At 74.3% G+C, this 21,387-nt stretch carries 16 protein-coding genes; 11 read left to right on the top strand and 5 right to left on the bottom strand.

Translation table 11 applies throughout. The features are described from left to right. The first annotated feature begins 14 nt into the window (after window positions 1–14). A complete protein-coding gene (locus ABGB17_RS06825; RefSeq protein WP_347626940.1) occupies window positions 15–1,118 on the top strand; it encodes an NDP-sugar synthase in 1,104 nt (367 codons plus the stop codon). A gap of 27 nt (window positions 1,119–1,145) precedes the next feature. Here ABGB17_RS06825 and ABGB17_RS06820 read toward each other — a convergent pair whose 3' ends face one another. Both ABGB17_RS06820 and ABGB17_RS06815 read right to left on the bottom strand, forming a co-directional pair. After that, a complete protein-coding gene (locus tag ABGB17_RS06820; RefSeq protein ID WP_347626939.1) occupies window positions 1,146–2,069 on the bottom strand; it encodes a DNA-3-methyladenine glycosylase 2 family protein in 924 nt (307 codons plus the stop codon). A 32-nt stretch (window positions 2,070–2,101) separates the two neighbouring features. Then, window positions 2,102–2,311, bottom strand: coding sequence for a hypothetical protein (locus ABGB17_RS06815; RefSeq protein WP_347626938.1), 210 nt, complete (start codon window positions 2,309–2,311; stop codon window positions 2,102–2,104). Window positions 2,312–2,520: 209 nt separating this feature from the next. Here ABGB17_RS06815 and ABGB17_RS06810 point away from each other — a divergent pair, with 209 nt between their 5' ends. Continuing rightward, window positions 2,521–5,082: a bifunctional FO biosynthesis protein CofGH gene (locus ABGB17_RS06810; RefSeq protein WP_347626937.1), complete on the top strand. Its 2,562-nt coding sequence runs from the start codon at window positions 2,521–2,523 to the stop codon at window positions 5,080–5,082. A 123-nt stretch (window positions 5,083–5,205) separates the two neighbouring features. Next, window positions 5,206–6,969 (top strand): substrate-binding domain-containing protein, encoded by a 1,764-nt coding sequence (locus ABGB17_RS06805; RefSeq protein WP_347626936.1) that lies wholly within the window; start codon window positions 5,206–5,208, stop codon window positions 6,967–6,969. 21 nt (window positions 6,970–6,990) lie between these two features. Here ABGB17_RS06805 and ABGB17_RS06800 read toward each other — a convergent pair whose 3' ends face one another. Together ABGB17_RS06800 and cofD are read right to left on the bottom strand one after the other, a co-directional pair. Next, window positions 6,991–8,256, bottom strand: coding sequence for a coenzyme F420-0:L-glutamate ligase (locus ABGB17_RS06800; RefSeq protein WP_347626935.1), 1,266 nt, complete (start codon window positions 8,254–8,256; stop codon window positions 6,991–6,993). Next, complete coding sequence (cofD, locus tag ABGB17_RS06795; RefSeq protein WP_347626934.1) at window positions 8,253–9,179, bottom strand: 2-phospho-L-lactate transferase; 927 nt, start codon at window positions 9,177–9,179, stop codon at window positions 8,253–8,255. The genes ABGB17_RS06800 and cofD overlap by 4 nt, the downstream gene beginning before the upstream one ends. A gap of 241 nt (window positions 9,180–9,420) precedes the next feature. On the opposite strand from cofD, the gene ABGB17_RS06790 reads away from it, so the two are divergent. From ABGB17_RS06790 to ABGB17_RS06775, 4 genes are all read left to right on the top strand, one after another. Then, on the top strand, window positions 9,421–11,577 hold the full coding sequence (locus tag ABGB17_RS06790; protein WP_347626933.1) for a hypothetical protein: 2,157 nt from the start codon (window positions 9,421–9,423) through the stop codon (window positions 11,575–11,577). Between the two features lie 277 nt (window positions 11,578–11,854). Beyond that, window positions 11,855–12,097 carry a WhiB family transcriptional regulator gene (locus tag ABGB17_RS06785; RefSeq protein WP_184889896.1) on the top strand — a complete coding sequence of 81 codons (243 nt, stop codon included), beginning with the start codon at window positions 11,855–11,857 and terminating at the stop codon, window positions 12,095–12,097. Window positions 12,098–12,271: 174 nt separating this feature from the next. Then, window positions 12,272–15,325: a glycosyltransferase family 2 protein gene (locus ABGB17_RS06780; protein WP_347626932.1), complete on the top strand. Its 3,054-nt coding sequence runs from the start codon at window positions 12,272–12,274 to the stop codon at window positions 15,323–15,325. Next, entirely contained in the window at window positions 15,325–17,304 is a 1,980-nt protein-coding gene (locus ABGB17_RS06775) for a DUF5719 family protein (RefSeq protein ID WP_347626931.1), read from the top strand. Before ABGB17_RS06780 ends, ABGB17_RS06775 begins: the two co-directional genes overlap by 1 nt. A gap of 27 nt (window positions 17,305–17,331) precedes the next feature. On the opposite strand, the gene ABGB17_RS06770 is transcribed toward ABGB17_RS06775, so the two are convergent. Further along, window positions 17,332–17,796 (bottom strand): metallopeptidase family protein, encoded by a 465-nt coding sequence (locus ABGB17_RS06770; RefSeq protein WP_347626930.1) that lies wholly within the window; start codon window positions 17,794–17,796, stop codon window positions 17,332–17,334. A gap of 264 nt (window positions 17,797–18,060) precedes the next feature. Between ABGB17_RS06770 and ABGB17_RS06765 the strand changes: the two genes are divergently transcribed. From ABGB17_RS06765 to ABGB17_RS06750, 4 genes are all read left to right on the top strand, one after another. Continuing rightward, window positions 18,061–18,435 carry a DUF3499 domain-containing protein gene (locus ABGB17_RS06765; protein WP_347626929.1) on the top strand — a complete coding sequence of 125 codons (375 nt, stop codon included), beginning with the start codon at window positions 18,061–18,063 and terminating at the stop codon, window positions 18,433–18,435. Between the two features lie 142 nt (window positions 18,436–18,577). Next, window positions 18,578–20,035 carry a phosphomannomutase/phosphoglucomutase gene (locus ABGB17_RS06760; protein ID WP_347626928.1) on the top strand — a complete coding sequence of 486 codons (1,458 nt, stop codon included), beginning with the start codon at window positions 18,578–18,580 and terminating at the stop codon, window positions 20,033–20,035. A gap of 2 nt (window positions 20,036–20,037) precedes the next feature. After that, the gene (locus ABGB17_RS06755; protein ID WP_347626927.1) at window positions 20,038–20,211 is read left to right on the top strand and encodes a Trm112 family protein; all 174 of its coding nucleotides are present in this window, start codon (window positions 20,038–20,040) and stop codon (window positions 20,209–20,211) included. Then, on the top strand, window positions 20,208–21,332 hold the full coding sequence (locus ABGB17_RS06750) for an SIS domain-containing protein (protein ID WP_347626926.1): 1,125 nt from the start codon (window positions 20,208–20,210) through the stop codon (window positions 21,330–21,332). Before ABGB17_RS06755 ends, ABGB17_RS06750 begins: the two co-directional genes overlap by 4 nt. Window positions 21,333–21,387: the final 55 nt, after the last annotated feature.

Here is a 21,387-nt window from a genome sequence, read left to right as displayed (position 1 = left end):
CTAGCCTCACGGTTGTGACGGACACCCACCCGCCGCAGCCGGCGCACCTTGAGGCCATCCTCCTCGTCGGCGGGCAGGGCACCCGCCTGCGCCCCCTGACGCTGCGCACCCCCAAGCCGCTGCTCCGCACGGCCGGCGTCCCCTTCCTCGCCCACCAGCTCGCCCGTGCCCGGGCCTTCGGGGTGCGGCGCATCGTGTTCGCCACCTCCTACCGCGCCGAGATGTTCACCGAAGCCTTCGGCGACGGCTCCGCCTTCGGCCTGTCCCTCGAGTACATGACCGAACGCACCCCCCTGGGCACCGGCGGCGCCATCAGGAACGCCGCGGAAGCCCTCACCTGCCCCCCCGACGCCCCCGTGCTGGTGCTCAACGGCGACATCCTGTCCGGCCACGACATCGGCGCACAGGTCCGCATGCACGTCGACCGCCGCGCCGCCGCGACCCTCCACCTGACCGAGGTCGACGACCCGTCCCGCTTCGGCTGCGTCCCCACCGACGCCGACGCCAAGGTCACCGCGTTCCTGGAGAAGACCCCGAACCCCGTCACCAACCGCGTCAACGCCGGCTGCTACGTCTTCCAGCGTTCCGCGATCGACCGCATCCCCGCCGGCCGCGTCGTCTCGGTGGAACGGGAAACCTTCCCCGGCATGATCGAGTCCGGCGACCTGGTCCTCGGTTACGCCGACCGCACCTACTGGCTGGACGTCGGCACCCCCGCCGCCTTCGTCCAGGGCTCCTGCGACCTGGTGCTGGGCCGCCTGGACTCTCCCGCCCTCCCCGCCCCGACCGGAGAGTCCCTGTCCCTGCCCGGCGCCGAGATCTCCTCCAGCGCCAAACTCTCCGGGGGCACCGTGGTGGGCGCCCGAGCCCGGGTGATGTCCGACACGACCGTCCACGGCAGCGTCCTTGACGACGACTGCGTCATCGAATCCGGCGTGACGATCCACGAGTCGGTGATAGGCGCCGGCGCGCGGGTGTGCTCGGGCACCACCCTGCGCAACGCCGTGATCGGCGCCGGCGCCGTGATCGGCGCCGACAACGAACTCCTGTCCGGCGTCCGCATCTGGCCCGGCGTCCACCTCCCCGCCTGCTCGATCCGCTTCTCCAGCGAGATCTGACCCCCTCCGGCTCGCCGGGCGGCCCGCTCAGAAGGACCGGTAGTCGCGGGCGGCCATCCGGGGGCCGCGGGCCGGCGGGCGGGTGCCGCCCAGTTCCAGGAGGCGCACGATGCGGTGGCGGTGGCCCTGGTAGGGGGCGAGGAGGTTCAGCATTCCGGTGTCGTCGGTGCGGGTGCCGGTGAGGGACCAGCCGACCAGGGACGGGATGTGGTAGTCGCCGACCGAGACGGCGTCGGGGTCGCCGTGGGCGCGTTGGCGGGTCTCGGCGGAGGTCCAGACGCCGATACCGGGGAGGGCGCGCAGGAGCCGGTCGGCCTCCTGGGACGTGGCGGACTCGAACTTCCCCGCGTGGGGGGCCGCGTTGATGATCGTGCGGGCGCGGACGCCCTCCACACCGGCGCGGTGCCAGTCCCACGACGGGATGGTCCGCCACACCTCGGGGGGCGGGCAGACGCGCATCCCGGCGGGGACCGGGCCGGGGGCCGGGTCGCCGTAGCGGGTGAGGAGCCACCGCCAGGCGCGGCGGGCTTCCCTGCCCACGACCTTCTGTTCCAGGACGGCGGGGACGAGAGCCTCGAAGACGCGCAGCGTGCGCCCGACCCGCAGGTCACCGTAGCGGCGGGCCAGCTCGCGGACGAGCTCGTGCCCGCCGGCGCCGAGCCGGTCCATCAGGGCACGGAAGTCGGCGAGCGGGTCGGCGGCGCCGAGCAACTGGGGCAGCGTGTCCAGCATCCACTCCGCCCCGGGGCCGAACGAACGTCCGAGCACCAGGCCCTCGCGCGGATGCGCCGAGACCCGGAGCGTGCCGGGGCCGTCGGGAGTGCGGGACGTCCGCCAGATCGCGCCGTCCGGGGCGCGCTGCCAGGCGGGGTCACCGGAGCCCCGGCGGTGCGGCATCAGCGTGCCCACCACGTCGAGGGGCCCCTCGGGCCGCCATCTCCGTTCACGCACGGGGCCAGACTAGTGCGGCTCGCCTGGAGCGGTCAGGCGCCGGTGCCTCGGTGCGGGCGCAGGACGGAGGTGTGGACGACGGGACGCCGTTCGCGGGCGTGGGCCACGCGGCGGGAACGCCGGGGGGTGGCGGGCGTGCCGGGGGTGGTGCGCTTCCAGTCGCGGCCGTCGCGGGTGTCGGCGCCGAACAGGGGGGCGAGGACGGCGGCGGTGACGATGAAGGCGAGGATGAGCCAGGACATCGTGGGCTCCTAGGGGATGGGGACCCGGTGCGGGTCCTGGGGTCCGGGCGGGGCTGGTGCCGGGTCCGGGGGCCTTGCGGCGTCCTCCTCAGTATGTTCGCGTGCATATTTTAATGTCCATCGAGTTCTGCTGGGGTGAACGGTTAAGGGGTGCTAAACACTGGACCCGGCGGCCCCGGTGGGGCCGGGAGTTTCGTACTGTGCGATGCATGGACGTGATCCCGACGGAAGCCGCGATGCGGCGGGCACTGGCGCGAGCCAGGGACGGTAAGGCGCTTGACGTGGCGGAGGCCGCCGTGCTGCTGCACGCTCGGGGCGGCGATCTGGAGCGGCTGCTCGAGTACGCGGGGCGGGTGCGGGACGCGGGACTGGACTCGGTGGGACGGCCGGGGGTGGTCACCTACAGCAGGAAGGTGTTCATCCCGTTGACGCGGCTGTGCCGGGACCGGTGCGGGTACTGCACGTTCGCCACGGCACCGGGCAAGGTGCCGGCGGCGTTCCTCAGCCCGGACGAGGTGCTGGACATCGCCCGCAGGGGGGCGGCGCTCGGGTGCAAGGAGGCGCTGTTCACCCTGGGGGACCGGCCGGAGGACCGGTGGCACCAGGCCAGGGAGTGGCTGGACGCGCACGGGTACGACGACACGTTGTCCTACGTGCGGGCCATGGCGGTGCGGGTGCTGGAGGAGACGGGGCTGCTGCCGCACCTCAACCCGGGCGTGATGAGCTGGGGGGACCTGCAGCGGCTGAAGCCGGTGGCGCCGTCCATGGGCATGATGCTGGAGACCACCTCACGCCGCCTCTTCGAGGAGAGGGGCGCCGCCCATCACGGGTCCCCGGACAAGGACCCGGCGGTGCGGCTGCGGGTGCTGGAGGACGCGGGGCGGTCCAACGTGCCGTTCACCACGGGCATCCTCATCGGCATCGGCGAGACCGTCGCCGACCGCGCCGAGTCGATCTTCGCGATCCGGCGCGTCGCCCGTGAGTACGGCGGCGTGCAGGAGGTCATCGTGCAGAACTTCCGCGCCAAGCCGGACACCGCCATGCGCGGCATGCCGGACGCGGACCTGCGCGAGCTGGCCGCCACCATCGCCGTGACGCGTCTGGTGCTCGGCGCGAAGGCGCGCGTCCAGGCCCCGCCGAACCTCATCGGCGACGAGTACGCCCTGATGATCCGCGCGGGCATCGACGACTGGGGCGGCGTGTCCCCCCTGACCCCGGACCACGTCAACCCCGAGCGCCCCTGGCCGCAGATCGACGAGCTCGCCGCCCGTACGGCCGCCGCCGGGTTCACGCTCAAGGAACGGCTGACCATCTACCCCGAGTACGTGCTGGCCGGCGAGCCCTGGCTGGACCCCCGCCTGACCGGCCACGTCGCCGCCCTGGCGGACCCGCGTACCGGCCTGGCCCGCGACGTCCTGCCCGAGGGGCGTCCCTGGCAGGAGCCGGACGGCGGCTTCACGGCGGCCGGCCGCACCGACCTGCACACGGCCGTGGACGAGACCGGCCGCTCGGCGGACCGCCGCGACGACTTCGACGACGTCTACGGCGACTGGGACGCCCTGCGCGACCGCCTCCCGTCCGGTGCGGCCCCGAAGATCTCCGGCGACATGCGTGAGGCCCTGTGCCGCGCCGAGTCCGCCCCCGCCTCCCTCACCGACGACCAGGCCCTCACCCTGCTCGGCGCGGACGGGGCCGACCTCACGGAGTTGTGCCGCATCGCCGACGGCCTGCGAAGGGAGGCCGCCGGCGACGACGTGACGTACGTGGTGAACCGGAACATCAACTTCACCAACGTCTGCTACACCGGCTGCCGGTTCTGTGCCTTCGCTCAGCGCCGCACCGACGCCGATTCCTACACCCTGTCCCTCGACCAGGTCGCCGGCCGCGCCGCCGAGGCGTGGGAGGCGGGCGCCACCGAGGTCTGCATGCAGGGCGGCATCCACCCCGACCTGCCGGGCACCGCGTACTTCGACATCGCCAAAGCGGTCAAGGCCCGCTGCCCGGACATGCACGTGCACGCCTTCTCGCCGATGGAGGTCATGAACGGCGCGAGCCGCACCGGCATGTCCGTGCGCGACTGGCTCCAGGCCGCCCGGGAGGCCGGGGTGGACTCCATGCCCGGCACCGCCGCCGAGATCCTCGACGACGACGTGCGGTGGGTGCTGACCAAGGGCAAGCTCCCCGCCCGCGACTGGATCGAGGTGATCACCACCGCGCACCGCCTCGGCATCCCGACCACGGCCACGATGATGTACGGCCACGTGGACACCCCGGCGCACTGGGTGGCGCACATCCGCCTCATCCGCACGATCCAGGAGGACACCGGCGGCTTCTCGGAGTTCGTGCTGCTGCCGTTCGTGCACCACAGCGCGCCGATCTACCTGGCCGGCGTCGCCCGTCCCGGCCCGACCGCCCGGGAGAACCGCGCGGTGCACGCCCTGGCCCGTGTGCTGCTGCACGGCGCCGTCCCCAACATCCAGTGCTCGTGGGTGAAGCTGCGCGACGACCTGTGCCGCGACGTGCTGACCGGCGGGGTGAACGACCTCGGCGGCACGCTGATGGAGGAGACGATCAGCAGGATGGCCGGCTCGGAGAACGGCTCCTACAAGACGATCAGCGAGATCGCCGCCATGGTGGAACCCACCGGCCGCCCGCTGCGCCAGCGCACTACCAGCTACGGCGTGCCGGCGGACGAGCGCGTGGCCGCCGCCCGGACCAGCGACGGCGTCTGCCGGAGCGTACGCCGCACGTTGCCGCTGGCGTCGCTGTAGCGGAGAACCGTGGTTATAACAAGTTTCATATTCGACGGTGAGGGAGGGTTGCGCGCCCCGTGACGGGCATTGCACGATCGTCGGGCTCATCCGCCGGAACGTGACACTCGAAAGAGGCGAACCGTGGCGTCTGGTCGTCCAGGTCGGCACCGCGCGGACCCGCTCGCCGAGGTCCCGCGGCGGCGCGGCGGCCTGGTGGCGGCGTCCCTCGCGCTGGTCGTGCTCGCGGGTGTGCTCGTCGTGGTGTTCCGCAGCAGCGGCGGCCCCTGCTCGGCCCGCAACCCCGTGCTGGTGGGCGTGGACGCCGCCGTGGACTTCGCGCCGGTCGCCATGGAGGCCGCCGAGCGGTTCAACGCCACCCAGACCGCGGTGGACGGCCGCTGCGTGCTCGTGCAGGTGGCCGAGCAGCCGCCCGCGCCCGTGCTGCGCACCCTGATCGGCGACCCGGCGGGTGTGCCGGCCGGGCGCCCGGCCGCGTGGATCGCCGACTCCACGGCCTGGACCCGGCTGGCCCGCACGTCCGGCGCGGCCGGTGTCGCGCCGGAGGAGACGGTGGTCGCCACCTCGCCTCTGGTGTTCGCCACCAGCCGTTCCCTCGCCGAGACGTTCGCGGGCGGGAAGACCGAGATGAGCTGGGAGATGGTCTTCCCGGCCACCGCGCGCGGCCGGCTCCAGCCGGGCGAGGACGAGCCGGACGTCGTGCGCATCCCCGACCCGTCGGTGGCGGGCGCCGGGATCGCCACGGTCGCCGCGGCCCGTGACATCGCGGGCACCGGCAGCGAGGGGGACAAACAGCTCACCGCGTTCGTCCGCATGGCGCAGGCGGGCTCGGCGCCGGACTACCGCAGCATGATCGCCGCCGTGGAGGACCGCTCGTACTGGCGCCGCCCGGTGGTCGTGGTGCCCGAGCAGTCGGTGTGGCTGCGGGGCCGCACGGCGTCACCGGACCCGGTGGTCGCGCTGTACCCGAAAGAGGGCACCATCCTGCTCGACTACCCCTACGTCGTCACCGCGCAGGAGCCCGACGTCGCGGCCGGGGCCCGGCTGTTCGGCGAATGGCTGACCACGCTGGAGGCGCGGTCCGCCGTCCGCCGGGGTGGTTTCCGCACGCCAGGCGGCCACGAACCGCCGCTCGGCGCGGGCACCGAGATCCCGCCCACACCGCCGCGCCCCCGCCCGTCCATCACCCCGCCGCTGGTGGACGCCGCCCTGGAGGCCTGGAGCCGCCTCGCGCCGCCGACCGGCGTGCTGGTGATGGCCGACGCGTCCCGGCACATGGCCGAGCCGATCGCCGGCCGCAAGGGCGCCACCCGGCAGTCGGTGGCGCTGGAGGCGGCACGCACCGGGCTTCGGCTGTTCCCCGACACGACCAGCATGGGACTGTGGGAGTTCGCCGACGGCCTGGACGGCGGGCTCGGCCACCGCGAGCTGGTCGGCCTCGGGCCGATCGGCCAGCCGGACCGCGAGGACGACCAGTTCACCCGCCGCAGCCGCCTCACCGAGCTGACCCACACGCTCAAGGCCTACGACAAGCGCCGCAGCTCCCTGTACGACACCATCCTCGCGGGCTTCCGCGAGGTCACCAAGAAGTACGACCCGGAGCGCAACAACTCGGTGCTCGCCATCACCGCCGGACGCGACGACGGCGCCGGGCTGACCCGGGCCGCCCTGGTGCGCGAGCTCCGCGAGGAATGGGACCCGGACCGCCCGGTGCAGATCATCGTCATCGCGTTCGGCTCGGGCGTGGACCGTGACGCCCTCGCCGAGATCACCGGCATCACCAACGGCTCACTGCACGTCGCGTCCACCCCCGGCGAGATCATCGACGTGGTGCTGAGTGCCCTGGCCCGCCGCCTGTGCCACCCCACCTGCGCCAGGACGGGCTGACGCGGGACGGGGCGGCGCCGTTCAGCGGGTGACGATGAAGTCCTCGGCGGCCCTCGGCGGCCGCTCGCGGGGCGGGGCGGCCGGGTGGCCGACGGCGACGGCGCCCATCGGGTCCCATGACGCGGGCAGGTCCAGCACCTCGCGCACCACCTCGCGGCAGAACATCGTGGACGACACCCACGCCGAGCCGAGCCCCTCCACGGCCAGGTGCACCAGCAGGTTCTGCACGCCCGCGCCCGCCGCCACCACGAACATCTCCCGCTCGGCGGCGTTGCGGCGCGGGTCGGGGTAGGTGTGCGCGCCGTCGGCCACCAGGCACGGCACCACGAGGTACGGCGCCCGGCGCAGCACGTCGCCGCGCCGCACCCGCTTGGCGATCGACTCCTCGGTGAAGCCGGTCGCGCGCAGGTCGGCGATCCACGCCTCCAGCATCGCGTCCAGCAGCTTCTCCCTGGCCGACGGCGTCTCGAGCAGCACGAACCGCCACGGCGTGGTGTGGTGGGGCGCCGGTGCGCTGACGGCCGCGCCGACCGCGCGCCGCACCGCCGCCGGGTCCACGGGCGCACCGGAGAACTCCCTGACGGTGCGCCGGGCGAACAGCACGTCGGCCGCGCCGTACCGGAACATGTCCTCGTCCGCCGGCCGGATCAGCGGCCGCACGCCGGGGCCGTCCTCGGGGGTCACCAGGTGGGAGAGACCGCGCACCACCGCGACCGGCACCCCGGCCAGCTTGCCCTTGACCAGCTCGGCCGCCGCCGCGATCTCGTCCACCAGAGCCGTGACGGTCGCCGACAGCGGGTTGCCGTACGCGTCGGTCCGCCCGCGGAAGTCGTCCAGCGGCCGTACCCCGGCGGCGCCGATGGCCACGTCGGTGAGCCCGTTGCGCCACGGCCGCCCGAAGGTGTCGGAGAGGATCACCCCGACCCCCGGCCGCAGCCCCGCGCGCACCCGGCGCGCCGAGGCGTCCGGGTCCTCCGGCAGCAGCAGCACCGTGCCGGGCTCGGTGTTGGACGCGTCCACCCCGGCGGCGGCCATCACGAACCCGTGGCGGGTCTGCGCGATGACGGTGTCGCCGCGCCGCGCCACGACCCGCGCGGTCTCCTCGGCGATGGCCTCGGCCCGCCCGGCGGCCCGGCGCACCCGCCCCTCGGCCTTGCTGACGACCTTGGAGGTGACGACCACGATGTCGCCGTCCGCGAGGTCGGGCACGGCACCGGAGATCAGCGCGGCGAGGTCGTCGCCCGGCCGGACCTCCGGCAGGCCGGGCACCGGGATGATCGTGATCACTTGACCAGCTCCAGCGCCGCCCGCGCGATGGCGGCCGTGGCCTCCGGATCGCTCATCAGCAGCGGCCGGGCCACCACCCGCACCCCGTCCAGCGCCACGCCCGCGTCCTCCTCGGCGACCAGCCAGCCGTCGAGCAGCCGCGGCCCGTACAGCTCGAGCACCGCCTGCGCGCTGGTCTCCACGCCGATCGCGGTGAGGCAGGCGTCCGCCATGCCGCGTACCGGGGCACCGCCGATGATGGGGGACACGCCGACCACGGGCTTCTCCTCCACCGCCTCCCGGATGCCGGGGATCTGGAGGATCGTCCCGATGCTCACCACCGGGTTGGACGGCGGCAGGATGACGGCGTCCGCGTCCCGCACCGCTTCGAGCACCCCGGGCGCGGGTTTGGCGTCCTCCGCGCCGACCAGCACGAAGCCCTTCGCCGGGACGGACGCGCGCAGCCGCACCCACCACTCCTGGAAGTGGATGGCGCGGCGGCCCTGCGCGTCCTCGACGATCACGTGGGTCTCGGCGCGGTCGTCGGTCATGGGGATCAGCCGCACCCCCGGGCGCCAGCGGTCGCACAGCGCCTCGGTGACCGCGGACAGCGGGTAGCCGGCGTCGAGCATCTGGGTGCGCACGATGTGGGTGGCGAAGTCGCGGTCGCCGAGGCCGAACCACTGGGGCTCCATGCCGTACGCGGCCAGCTCCTCCTTGACGATGTGGTGCTCGTCGGCGCGGCCCCAGCCCTGCTCCTCGTCGATGCCGCCGCCGAGGGTGTACATGACGGTGTCGAGGTCGGGACAGACCCGCAGGCCGAAGAGAGTGATGTCGTCGCCGGTGTTGCCGATGACGGTGATCTCGGCGCCGGGGGCGGCGGCGCGAAGCCCGCGCAGGAAGCGGGCGCCGCCGATGCCGCCGGCGAGGGTCACGATGCGCATGTTGTCAAGTGTTCCACCGTGGTACCGGTGGGCGGACGCTCGGCCGGGGTGCTCGACGGAGGCCCAGGTCAGGGGCTTGTGGAACGTGCCCGTGAGGATGGAGGGAGTAGTGGGGTTTGTGGGTCAGCACGCCCTTAAGTGGGGATATGTGCGAAACTTCGGTGGCGTAGTGACCCTTGGGGGGTAGGTAGTTGTGGTCAAACTAGAGCCCGGACGGCTTCGCGAACCCGCGGCGTTCCTGATGCTTACGCTGGTGTGCGCCGACGTGCTGATCGCGGTGGTGCGCCTTCTGTTCACGGGGACCACCTTCGGCGACTGGTCGGTGCACACGTTCAGCTCGCTCACCTCCCCCGTGCACACGGCACTCGCGCTCGGCGCGTTCGCCCTCGCCACCCGGTTCGGGCCCCCGCTGGCCCGGGCCCGGCTCATCCACCTCGTGGTGATCGGCGCGCTGGGGGCGTCCGCGCTGCTCGGGATGGTCGGCCTGCTCGGCGACCTCTTCGCGAGCGCGTCCGTGGTGGACCTGATGTCGTGGCTGCTCACCGGCGTCCCCGCCCTGCTGCTGACCGTGGTCGCGCTGGTGTACTCCCTGTCGGTGCTCCCGCCCGCCGCCCCCCGCTCGCGGCCCACGCCCGCGCCGGGCTTCGCCCCCGGCATGGCACCGGCCCACACCGGCCCGCCTCCCGGCGGCCCGGTCCCGTTCCACGCGTCCGGCCCGGAGGGCCCCGGCCAGCCGATGCCCGGCAGGCAGGGCCCGCAGGGTTTCGGCCCGCAGGGAGCTGGCCCGCAGGGAGCCGGTCCGCAGGGTTTCGGCCCGCAGGCAGCCGGTCCGCAGGGGTTCGGCCCGCAGGAGGCCGGTCCGCAAGGTTTCGGCCCGCAGGGAGCCGGTCCCCAGGGCACGGATCAGCCGGGTCTCGGGCAGGACGGCCCCGGCCACCAGGTGCCCGCCCTCCAGAGCGGCTCATCGCAGCCGACCGGCCCGCAGGCGTTCGGCCCGCCCCAGGGGTACGGCGACCACCTCACCCCCGGCGTGCCCCCCGGCCCGCAGTTCACCGGTGAGCCGCAGCCGTACGTCCCGGCGGACCAGCAGCCCTACACGCCTCAGCGCTCCCCGCAGGAGTACCCGCAGGCGCAGTACCCGGTCGGCGGCCCGCAGGCCGAGCCCGCCGAGAGCCCCACCGCCTACACGCCGCAGCCGTACACCCCCTCCGGCGGCACCTTCACCTCCCCGCCTGACGCCTTCACCACCGGCGCCCGGCAGGCCCTCCCGCAATCCACCTCCGCCGAACCCGCCTACGGTCAGACCGGGCCGCAGGTCACCCCGCTGGACTCCTCCTACGGTCAGACCGGCCCGCAGGTGACCCCCCTGGACTCCCAGTACGGCCAGACCGGGCCGCAGGTCACCCCGCTGGACTCTTCGTACGGTCAGACCGGCCCTCAAGTCACCCCGCTGGACTCTTCCTACGGTCAGACCGGCCCGCAGGTGACCCCCCTGGACTCCCAGTACGGCCAGACCGCCGCGCAGGCGAGCCCGGCCGAGCAGCCCCCGGCGTACGGCCAGACCGGGCCGCAGGTCACCCCGCTGGACTCCTCCTACGGTCTGACCGCCGCGCAGTCCGCCCCCGCGGACCAGCCCCCGGCGTACGGACAGACGGGCCCGCAGGTGACTCCTCTCGACCCGGCTTACGGCCAGACCGGGCAGACCGGCCAGACCGGGCAGACCGGCCAGACCGGGCAGACCGGCCCGCAGGTCACCCCGCTCGATCCCGCTTACGGCCAGACCGCGCCGCAGGTGAGCCCCCTTGACCAGCCCGGCTACGGGTCCGGCTACGCCACCGGCGAGCACGGGCGGCCCGCGGAGGCGTCCCCGCTGTACGGTGACGCCGCGGACGCGCGCATGCAGCAGATCGCGCAGGCGTACCAGCAGGCGCAGAACTACCAGAACCAGGGCGGCCGGCAGGGGAGCGGCGAGTCCACCGGCACGCAGCCGGTGCGCGCACCGGAGTACTCCGCCGGCTACGGCAGCCCCTTCGGTCACCCGCAGACGCCGGTGGATCCCGGCAGCTACCAGGCCAGGGCCGACGCGATCTACGGGACCGGCCAGACGTACGGCACCGAACAGCAGCCGTACCCGCAGGACCGGGCCTGGGAGGAGACGACCGTCGAGCGGACCGTGCGGTCCGAGCAGAAGGCGTTCCAGGACGACCCGCTGAACGCGCCCCTGCCGTCCCCGCTGCCGGCCGCGCCGCCGCAGCAGCGCCGGGGCGACGCCATCGATCCGACCGCCATCTACGCGCCGGAACGGGGCTCCCAGGCAAGGCCCGAGGAAAGCGCCGGTAGAGATCAGGCACAATCTGGAGCCGATCAGGGAGCCCCCTGGTACGGTTCCGATCGCTGAGGGCATTCACGATCGGGGGATCTTGGAGGGCCCCCGGCGGCTGAAACCGCCGACACCACGGCGGGTCCCGCTCCGCCGGGGCCCGCGTACCGGGGTGAGCTGGTCTTTCCCCGGAAACCATCCTGCCGCTTGACGTCACACGCAGCACACGCGTGTAATTACAGCAGTGTTGTTACGCCTTTCACATCGTGGGTATTGAGGAAGGTGTTCCAAAAGGGGGGCTCCGTTGCGGGGCGGGCGGGCGATCGGCAGGAGGTGTGCAGTGACCGACCTGGTCATGGCACAGATGCTCGGCGCGGAAGAGCTGGGGTGGCAAGAGCGCGCACTGTGCGCGCAGACCGACCCGGAGGCGTTTTTTCCAGAGAAGGGCGGGTCGACGCGAGAGGCGAAGAAGGTGTGCCGCTCCTGCGAAGTCCGGGCCGAATGCCTGGAGTACGCGTTGCAGCATGACGAAAGGTTCGGCATCTGGGGGGGATTGTCGGAACGGGAGCGGCGCCGCATCAAGCGCGAAGCAGGCTGACGACGGGCAGGCGGCCGCCCCGTCCGGGGGGACGGGTCCGTGCCGCGACCGTCACCAGGTGGACCGGAGTGGACCGGATTGGCGGAGTGCCGGACCACGCGCACCGGGGGTGTCGTATCGTGATCGGCGCAAGCCATACGACCCGAGGATTCCATCTCCGTGCACCCGTCCCGCATGTCCGTCACCGCGATCGTCGTCGCCCACGACGGCGCCCGCTGGCTGAGAGAGACACTCGACGGCGTCCTCAGGCAGACGCGGCCCCTTGACCGTCTCGTAGGTGTCGACAACGGCAGCCGCGACGGCGGCGGCCGCATGCTCACCGAGGCGTTCGGCGTGAACGGCGTGCTGACCCTGCCCCGCTCCACCGGTTTCGGCGAGGCGGTGGCCGCCGTGCTCGCGCGGCTGCCCAAGGCCGGCGAGGGCGAGTGGATCTGGCTCCTGCACGACGACTGCGCGCCCGACCCGGACGCGCTGGCCGCTCTGCTCGCCGTCGCCGCGGCGGACGAGAAGGCGGCCATCCTCGGCCCGAAGATCCGCGACTGGCTGGACCGCCGCATCCTGCTGGAGGCCGGCGTCACCGTCGACCGGTCCGGCCGCCGCGACACCGGCCTCGAGCCCCGCGAGTACGACCAGGGGCAGCACGACGGCGTGCGCCAGGTGCTCGCGGTGTCCACCGCGGGCATGCTGGTCAGACGCGAGGTGTGGGAGCGGCTCGGCGGCCTCGACCCCGATCTGCCCCTGTTCCGCGACGACCTCGACCTGTGCTGGCGGGCCACGTCCGCCGGGTACCGCGTGCTCAACGTCACCGACGCGGTGGTGTGGCACGCCGAGGCGGCGTCCCGGCGCCGGCGGCGGCTGACCGCGAGCACCGACCACCCGCGCAGGCTCGACCGGCGCAACGCCATGTTCGTGATCATGGCGAACCTGCCGTTCCGGTCCCTGCTGTGGTCGGTGCCGCGCAACATCGTGGCCACGCTGGTGCGTGGTGTGCTCCTGCTGCTCGCCAAACAACCGGCCAACGCCCTGGACGAGATCATCGCGCTCGTCTCGGTGCTCGGCCGCCCGGGTCGCCTGCTGCGGGCTCGCAAGGCGCGGCGCGAGGGCAGGAAACAGGGATACCCCGAGGTCAAGAAACTGTTCACGCCGCAGGGCATGGCGTACCGGCGGCTGGCCGACATGGTCCAGGGGTACCTCTCGGGCTCCGGGCCCATCGACTCGGCCGGGCGGCACCACGCGGTGATCGCCGAGCCGTCCGCGGAAGAGGGCGACGAGCTGCTCACCGACGCCGGGCTGATGCAGCGGGTGTTCGGCAACCCCGGTGTGATGCTCGCCCTCGCGCTGACGGCGGTCGCGCTGGCCGCGGAACGCTCGCTGGTGCTCGGCGGCCTGCTCGGCGGCGGTGCGCTCGTGCCCGTGGTGGGCGGGGCGTCCGACCTGTGGGAGCTCTACACCTCCGGCTACCACGCGGCGGGCTTCGGCTCCGGGGCCTGGGCGCCGCCGTACGTCGCGGTGCTCGCCGCGCTGTCCACGCTGTTCCTCGGCAAGACCTGGCTCGCCGTCTCGGTGCTGCTGCTCGGGTGCGTGCCGCTCGCCGGGGTGTCCGCGTACGTCGCGACCCGCTCCATGATCTCCTCCCCGGCGGCCCGGGTGTGGCTCGCCGCCTCGTACGCGCTGCTGCCCGTCGCGACCGGTGTGGTGGCGGCCGGGCGGCTCGGCACGGCCGTGGTGTTCGTGCTGCTGCCCGCGTACGCCGCGCTCGCCTCCACCGTCATCACGGGGGAGCGCCGCCGGGCCCGGCGGGCCGCGTGGGCGCTCGGCCTGCTGCTCGCGGTGGGCACGGCCTTCGCGCCGCTGGTGTACGTGCTGGTCGCCGTGCTCGGCGGTCTCGCGGCGGTGTCCTTCGGCGGGGTGCGGCGCGGGGTGGGGGTGTCGCTCGGCATCGCCATGGCGGTGCCCGTCGTGCTGCTGCTGCCGTGGCTGGCGCAGACGGTGAGCGACCCGGGGCGCGTCCTGCTCGAAGCGGGGCTGCACCGGCCGTCGCTGGTCGATCCCCGGCTGCCCGCGGAGTCGCTGCTGCTGCTCAGCCCCGGCGGGCCAGGGGTGCCGCCCATCTGGGTGACCGCGGGCCTGATCGCCACCGCGCTGGCGGCGCTGCTGCTGCGCCGCCACCAGATGGTGGTCGTGGTCGGGTGGGGTGTCACGGTGTTCGGCGTGCTGGTCGCCATCGTGGTGTCCCGGGTGCCGGTGGACGGCGCGCCGGCCTGGCCGGGGGTGCCGCTGGCGTTCGCCGCCACCGGGCTGATCGTGGCCGCCGCGCTCACCGGGCATCGTGTACTTGAGCTGTTCCGCGCCGGCGGCCTGCGGCGGGTGGCGGCCGTGGTGGTGGTGCTGGTGGCGTTCGCCGGGCCGGTGGCCGTGGCGGGGCTCTGGGTGCGCGACGGCGTGACCGGGCCGCTGCGGCGCGGCGTGCCCGACGTCGTGTCCGACTACGCCGCCGCCAACTCGGCCGGCGGCGAGAGCACCGTGGTGCTGCGGCGGGCACCGAGCGGCGAGCTGGCCTTCACCGTGCTGCGGGGGCGCACCCCGCTGATCGGCGAGACCGACCTGCCGGTGCCGGACGCGCTGCGCGGCCGCCTCGCCGGCGTCATCGCGGGCGTCGTGTCGGGGCGCGGCGGCGACGACGCCGTCACCCTCGCGACGTTCGGCGTGCGCTTCGTCGCGGTGCCCGCGCCTGTGGACCCGGCCGTGCGGCAGGCACTCGACTCCGACCCCGCCCTGTCCCGGGTCAACCTCTCGGCGACCGGCGGCCTGTGGCGCCTCACCGCCCCACTCGGCCGCGCGCACCTGCTGGGCCCGGACGGCCGCCGCACCCCGCTGCGCCTGGAGCGCGCCGGGGACGGCTGGGCCGTCACCGTGCCGCCCGGCGCCGGCGCCCGCACCCTGGTGCTGGCCGAGCCCGCCGGCGGCTGGAGCGCCCGCGCCTCCACCGGCCCCGTCGCCGCCACCACCGTGGACGGCTGGGCCCAGGGCTTCGCCGCCCCCGCCGCCGGCGGCCGCGTCACCATCGCCCACGACACGTTCCGGCACGACGCCTGGTTGTGGATCCAGCTCGTCCTGGTCGCCGTGGTCCTGATCCTGGCCTCCCCGGGTTCCCGCGGCACCGAGCCCGCCCCCGACTACGCCGACGAGCCGATGGAACGCGAGTCCCCGGGGGTGCTGGTCCGGTGATGGCAGAACGCAAGGGCCGCCGCAGACGCGAGGACGGCCCCGACCCCGAGCCCACCGGCCGCCGCGGCCGCCGCCGGATGAAGCCGGACACCGGCGCCCCCGCCACCGGCGACACCACGCAGCCCCGCGACGCCGGCGCGGACGACATCTGGGGCGGCACCGGCCGTCCGGACGGCCCGGACGACATCTGGGGCGGCACCGGTACACCGGGTGGCGCGGGCGGCGCCATGGGTGACACGGGCCGTCCGAGCGGCCCGGACGGCATCTGGGGCGGCGCCGGCCGCCCGGCCGGCGCGGACGCCGCCTGGGGCGGCACCGGTGCTCCGGGTGGCGCGGGCGGCTCCATGGGCGGTGGCGGCTGGGGGCCGGGTGGCCCTGGTCGTGGCCGGGACAACGGCTTCCCTCCGGAGGGCGCGGACGGCGCGCCGGGCCAGGCCGGACGAGCCGCCGCCGCGGACGGGGCCGGACGGCCCGCCGCGTCGGACGGGGCCGGGGGTGCGTCGCGTGCGGGGAAGGGGCGGCGGGGCGGTGGGGGAGCCGGGGCCGTGCGGGTGCTGACGGAGAACCGGTTCGGGTTCCTGGCGCTGGTGGTGACGGCGCTCGCGGCGCTGTACGGGGTCGCGTACGTCACCCGGCCCGCGCCGGTGAAGCCCGTCGTCGCGGCGCCGGCCAGGGTCGCGGTGGAGTCGGTGACCACCGTCTGCCCGGACCCCGCGGGCGGCCGCGTCAGCACCGTCACCCCGCCGGGGGGCAAGGGCGCGGGCCGGGCGACCGTCGCCGAGGTGAAGGCGAAGGCGGCCACGCTGGCCGAGCTCGACCGTCCCGGCGTGTTGTGGAAGAAGGACCTGCCCGCCAGGTCCGCCCCCGTGAAGGTCGCGGGCACCGGCGCCATGGCCGCGGGCCTGGAAGCCGTCCAGACCACGAAGAAGACCCGCGGCGCCGCCCGGGGCCTAGCGTCCGTCCGCTGCGCCGAGCCGGGTTCCAGCGCGTGGTTCGTCGGCCCGGGCCCGGCCGCCGCGGACGTCACCCTGCACCTGACCAACGCCGACGCCGCCCAGGCCGTCCTCGAGATCATGGTGTACGCGGGCGAGGGCCCCGTGGTCGGCGAGTCCGGCAACGCCCTGGTCCTCCAGCCCGGCGAGCATCGCGTGGTCAAGGTGAGCGACCTGGCGCCGTCCCCCTTGATCATGGCCGTGGAGGTGCGCACCACCACCGGCCGGGTGGCCGCCGCGGCCCGCGCCGTCCTCAGTGGCGGCAAGGGCACCGACTGGCTTCCCCTCGCCGCGGCCCCCGCCACCCAGGTGGTCGTGCCGGGCCTGCCGGGCGGCGGCGGGCGGCGCGAGCTGTTCGTCACCGCCCCCGGTGAGTCCGACACCGTGGTCCAGGTGAAGGCTCTGACCGCCGACGGCTTCTACGCGATGAAGAACCGCGAGACCGTCGAGGTGCCCGCCGGCTCCACCGTCTCCCTGGACCTGTCCACCGGTGTCGGCGGCCAGCCTTCGGCGATCGTGCTCACCGCCCCGGTCCCCGTCGTCGCCGGCCTGATGATCACCGGCACCGGCGCCGCCCAGGACATCGCCTTCAGCGCCGGCGCCGCCCCGCTGGACCTCGGCAGCGTGCTGGCGGACAACCGCACGGCCAAGGACGTCTCCACCCGCCTGATCCTGTCCGCGCCGCAGGGCACGGCCCGGGTCCGCCTGCAGACCTACCCCGACCGCGGCGCTCCGCCGGCCCCCGTGGACGTCGAGATCCCCGCCTCCCGCACCAAGGAGATCAAGCTCTCTCCTCCCGCGGGCAAGTCGGGCGACTACAGCCTCGTGGTGCTCCCCCTGCCCGGCTCGGCCCCCGTCTACGGCGGCCAGATCATGGACGAGCGCACCAAGGACGGCCTGCTGCTGACGGCGACCCCCTTGGCCCGGTCCCGCGTCTGGACCCTGACCCGCCCCACCGTCGAGTCCCCCATGACCGTGCTGCCCTGACCGCGGGCGGAGTCAGTGGGGGCGGAGTCAGTGGCGGTCGTCGTAGCCGGGGTCGACGGTCTCGGGGGAGAGGCCGAGCAGGGTGGCCACCTGCTCCACCACCACGTCGTGGACGAGCGTGCCCAAGGTGTCGCGGTCGCGGGCGCGGGCCTCGAGGGGCCGCCGGTAGATGATGACGACGGCGGGGGACGCCGCGGTGGGCGACTGGACGCGGCCGAAGGGGATGGGGTCGGAGGAGAGGCGGCCGGGGCCGTCCAGGAGTTCCGCCACGGGCGGCACGTCCTCCACGGCGAACTCCACGGACGACAGTTGGTCGCCCCATTTCGGCCTGAGGCGGTCCACCGCGTCCAGCACGAGATCGTCGAAGCGCTCGCCCCGGGAGCGCGCGATGGGCACGTGGGAAGGGGCGAGCGGGCCGCGCATGCCGCGGCCGTGGCGGTCGCGGCGCCGCGGGCCGTTGGGGCGGGGCTTGCCGCCAGGGGCCGAACTCACACAGCAAGCCTAGATCGTGCCTTACACCCGCCGGACCCACTCCCGCAGGTCCCTCCGGGTTCGCCGGCCCGGCCCCTTCCGGCCGGGCACGGCCGTGCTCGGGGGACGGCTCCCGGGCAGGGAGTTCAGGTCGGGGTGTCAAAGGAGTTCTGGGTGAGGTTCTAGGGGCCGTAAACGGGAGGCAAGTGCCCGAATTGTGGCGACACGCTCGTTAAGAGGTGCGGGGTGGTGGCAATGTCAACGCGGACCGGATACGGTCCCTCCGTGAGCCCCGTCCGCAGCTGTTCCCGTACCGCCTGCAGGCAGCCTGCCGTCTTCACACTCACGTACGTCTACGCCGACTCGACCGCTGTGCTCGGCCCGCTGGCGACGTACGTCGAACCGCACTGCTATGACCTCTGTGCGGACCATGCGGAGCGGCTGACGGCGCCACGCGGCTGGGAGGTCGTGCGGCTGCCGTCCGAGGCGGGACAGCCGACCACCGACGACCTCGAGGCACTGGCCAACGCCGTGCGCGAGGCCGCACGCCCCGCGCCGTCCTCGGGCGAGCCGGTGGGGCAGGGGGTGGAGGTGGGGCGGCGCGGGCACCTGCGGGTGCTGCGGTCCGCGGCGCAGCAGCAGCAGAACGTGGAGCGGTGACGGCGTTCTCGGGCGGGCGAGGCGTCAGGCGGTGTGAGGGGTCGCGGTAGCCGGGGGGCGGGTGATCCGGGCATGGTAGAACGCCCGGGGGAAACCAGTAGGCTCGGTGTCGAAACGGAGCCGACCTAGAGGCGGAGCGGTAGTGGGCGACCTCGCCAAGATCTTCAAGGCGTACGACATCCGTGGCGTCGTCCCGGCCGAGTTCGACGAGGACACCGCCGAGGCCGTGGGCGCGGCCTTCGCCGAGGTGCTCGGCGCCTCCGCGGTCGTGATCGCGCGGGACATGCGGGAGTCCTCCGCCCCGCTCGCCGCCGCCTTCGCGCGGGGTGTCACCGGCCGTGGCGCCGACGTCGTCGACGCGGGCCTCGGCTCCACCGATCTTCTCTACTACGCCAGCGGCAGCCTGGGGCTACCCGGCGTGATGTTTACGGCCAGTCACAATCCGGCGCGCTACAACGGGATGAAGATGTGCCGGGCCGGCGCGGTGGCGATGAGCGCGGAGACCGGCCTGACCGCCGTACGCGACCGCGCCGCCGAGATCCTGCGTGCCGGCCTCCACGGTGACGGCACGGCGACGGGCACGGGCCGCGTGGGTACGGGGCCGGACGCCGGCCGGGCGGGTGCGGGGCGGGACGCCGGCCGGGCGGACGCGGGCCCGGCGGGGGCGGGGCGGCCGGGGACGGTCACCTCGCGGGACCTGCTGGCCGGGTACGCCGCGCATCTGCGGGGGCTGGTGGACCTGTCCGGGCTGCGGCCGCTGCGTGTCGTGGTGGACGCGGGGAACGGCATGGCGGGGCACACCGTGCCCGCGGTGTTCGGCGGCCTGCCGGTCGAGGTCATCCCGCTGTACTTCGAGCTGGACGGCACCTTCCCCAACCACGAGGCCAACCCGCTGGAGCCCGCGAACCTCGTGGACCTGCGGGCCGCCGTCGTGGACAAGAGCGCCGACCTCGGGCTGGCCTTCGACGGCGACGCCGACCGGTGCTGGGTGGTGGACGAGCGCGGCGAGTCGGTGCCGCCCTCCGCCGTGACCGCGCTGGTGGCGACGCGGGAGCTGGCCCGCCACCCGGGCGCCCCCGTCATCCACAACCTGATCACCTCCCGGGCGGTGCCCGAGATCATCGCCGAGCACGGCGGCGTGCCGGTGCGCACACGGGTCGGCCACTCCTACATCAAGGCCGAGATGGCCCGCACCGGCGCGATCTTCGGCGGCGAGCACTCCGCCCACTACTACTTCCGCGACTTCTGGTTCGCCGACTCCGGCATGCTGGCCGCGCTCCACGTGCTGGCCGCGCTCGGCGAGCAGGACCGCCCGCTGTCGCACCTGATGGACCGCTTCTCCCGCTACAGTGCCTCCGGCGAGATCAACAGCCGGGTGGACGACCAGGCCGCCGTGATCGCCCGTGTCCGCGCCGAGTACGCCGGGCGCGACGGGCTGAGCGTGGACGAACTGGACGGCCTCACGGTGTCCGGTCCGAGCTGGTGGTTCAATCTTCGTCCGTCCAACACCGAGCCGCTGCTCCGGCTGAACGCCGAGGCGGCCGACGACCATCAGATGGCGGCGGTACGGGACGAGGTGCTCGCCGCCGTGAGGAGCTGACCATGAAGATCGACGACTGGCTGCTCGACATCCTGGCCTGCCCGGCCTGCAAGTCGCCGCTGAACCCCGTGCCGGAGAGCGACGAGCTCGCCTGCACCTCCGAGACGTGCGGCCTGGTCTACCCCATCCGCGACGACATCCCGGTGCTGCTGGTCGACGAGGCTCGCCGGGCGTGATCTCCTTCGAGCCCGAGCGGCTGGACAACCCGGGCTATCTCCTCGAGGGCGACCCGTCGGGCATGCTGCCCGCCGTGGCGACCTCCGGCGCGCAGGTACGCGCGTCGCACCGTGCCGCGCTGGAGACGGGGGTGGTGGCCCGCCTGTCGGAGGAGGGCCGCCCCCGGGCCATCGTGGTGGCCGGCATGGGCGGTTCTGCCATCGTGGGCGACCTGCTGGCCGCCGTGTGCGGCGCCGGCACGCCGATCCCGATCGTGACGGTCCGCTCGGACCGCCTGCCGGGCTGGGTGGGCGCCGCGGACATGCTGATCGCGGTGTCGGCGTCGGGCCTCACCGAGGAGACCCTGGCGCTGGCCCTCGAGGCCGTGCGCCGGGGCTGCCGTCTCGTGACGGTGGGCCGGTCGGAGTCGCCGCTCGCGGCCATCGCCGAGCAGGCGGCCGCGCCGCACCTGCCGGTGGTGCCGGTGGCGGGCGCGGTGGGCCGGCCGCGGGCCAACCTGTGGGGGCTCACCATGCCGCTGCTGGTGGCGGTGTCGGCGCTCGGGCTGGTGGACGTCGGGCCGCAGGTGGTGGAGGCGACGGCGCAGCGGCTGGAGGACATCGCGCACCGGTGCCGGCCGTCCAGCGACTCGTTCATCAACCCGGGCAAGACGCTGGCGCTCGAGCTCGCCGGGTCGATCCCGATGATCTGGGGCGCGTCCCCGCTGGCGGCGGTCGGCGCGTACCGGCTGGCCTCCCAGACCCACACAAACGCGAAATATCCCGCTATCTGGGGACAGCTTCCGGAGGCGGCGCACGACCTGGTGTCCGCCTTCGACGGCCCGCTCGCCCAGAGGGACATCTTCAGCGACGAGGCCACGCCCGCCCTGCGCCTGTTCGCGCTGCGTGACACCGAGGAGGACCCCAGGGCCGCCAAGCGGCGCACGCTGGTGGTGCGGCTGGCGGAGGACCGCGGGGTGCCGGTCAGCCAGATCACGGCGGAGGGTGACCACGCGCTGGAGCGGCTGGCCTCCCTGATCGGCCTCGCCGACTACGGCAGCGTCTACCTGGCCATCGGTTTCGGTCTCGACCCGACCCCGGTCAAGGCGATCGCCGAGCTGAAGGCAAGGATTACCCAATAAGATTTCCATGTCCCGCTGACCGGCGGGAACGGCATCCGCACGAATACCCCGGCGC

The sequence above is a fragment of the Sphaerisporangium sp. B11E5 genome, from assembly GCF_039871875.1.
Taxonomy (GTDB): Bacteria; Actinomycetota; Actinomycetes; order Streptosporangiales; family Streptosporangiaceae; genus Sphaerisporangium.
This window is presented reverse-complemented; position numbering and strand designations above follow the sequence as displayed.

What these genes read in the sequence shown, in the direction of transcription:
- ABGB17_RS06785 (WP_184889896.1), top strand. Translation starts at nt 11,855, where the DNA reads ATGGCACAGATGCTCGGCGCGGAAGAGCTGGGGTGGCAAGAGCGCGCA.
- ABGB17_RS06775 (WP_347626931.1), top strand. Translation starts at nt 15,325, where the DNA reads ATGGCAGAACGCAAGGGCCGCCGCAGACGCGAGGACGGCCCCGACCCC.
- ABGB17_RS06815 (WP_347626938.1), bottom strand. Translation starts at nt 2,311, where the DNA reads ATGTCCTGGCTCATCCTCGCCTTCATCGTCACCGCCGCCGTCCTCGCC.
- ABGB17_RS06755 (WP_347626927.1), top strand. Translation starts at nt 20,038, where the DNA reads ATGAAGATCGACGACTGGCTGCTCGACATCCTGGCCTGCCCGGCCTGC.
- ABGB17_RS06810 (WP_347626937.1), top strand. Translation starts at nt 2,521, where the DNA reads ATGGACGTGATCCCGACGGAAGCCGCGATGCGGCGGGCACTGGCGCGA.
- ABGB17_RS06780 (WP_347626932.1), top strand. Translation starts at nt 12,272, where the DNA reads ATGTCCGTCACCGCGATCGTCGTCGCCCACGACGGCGCCCGCTGGCTG.
- ABGB17_RS06790 (WP_347626933.1), top strand. Translation starts at nt 9,421, where the DNA reads ATGCTTACGCTGGTGTGCGCCGACGTGCTGATCGCGGTGGTGCGCCTT.
- cofD (WP_347626934.1), bottom strand. Translation starts at nt 9,179, where the DNA reads ATGCGCATCGTGACCCTCGCCGGCGGCATCGGCGGCGCCCGCTTCCTG.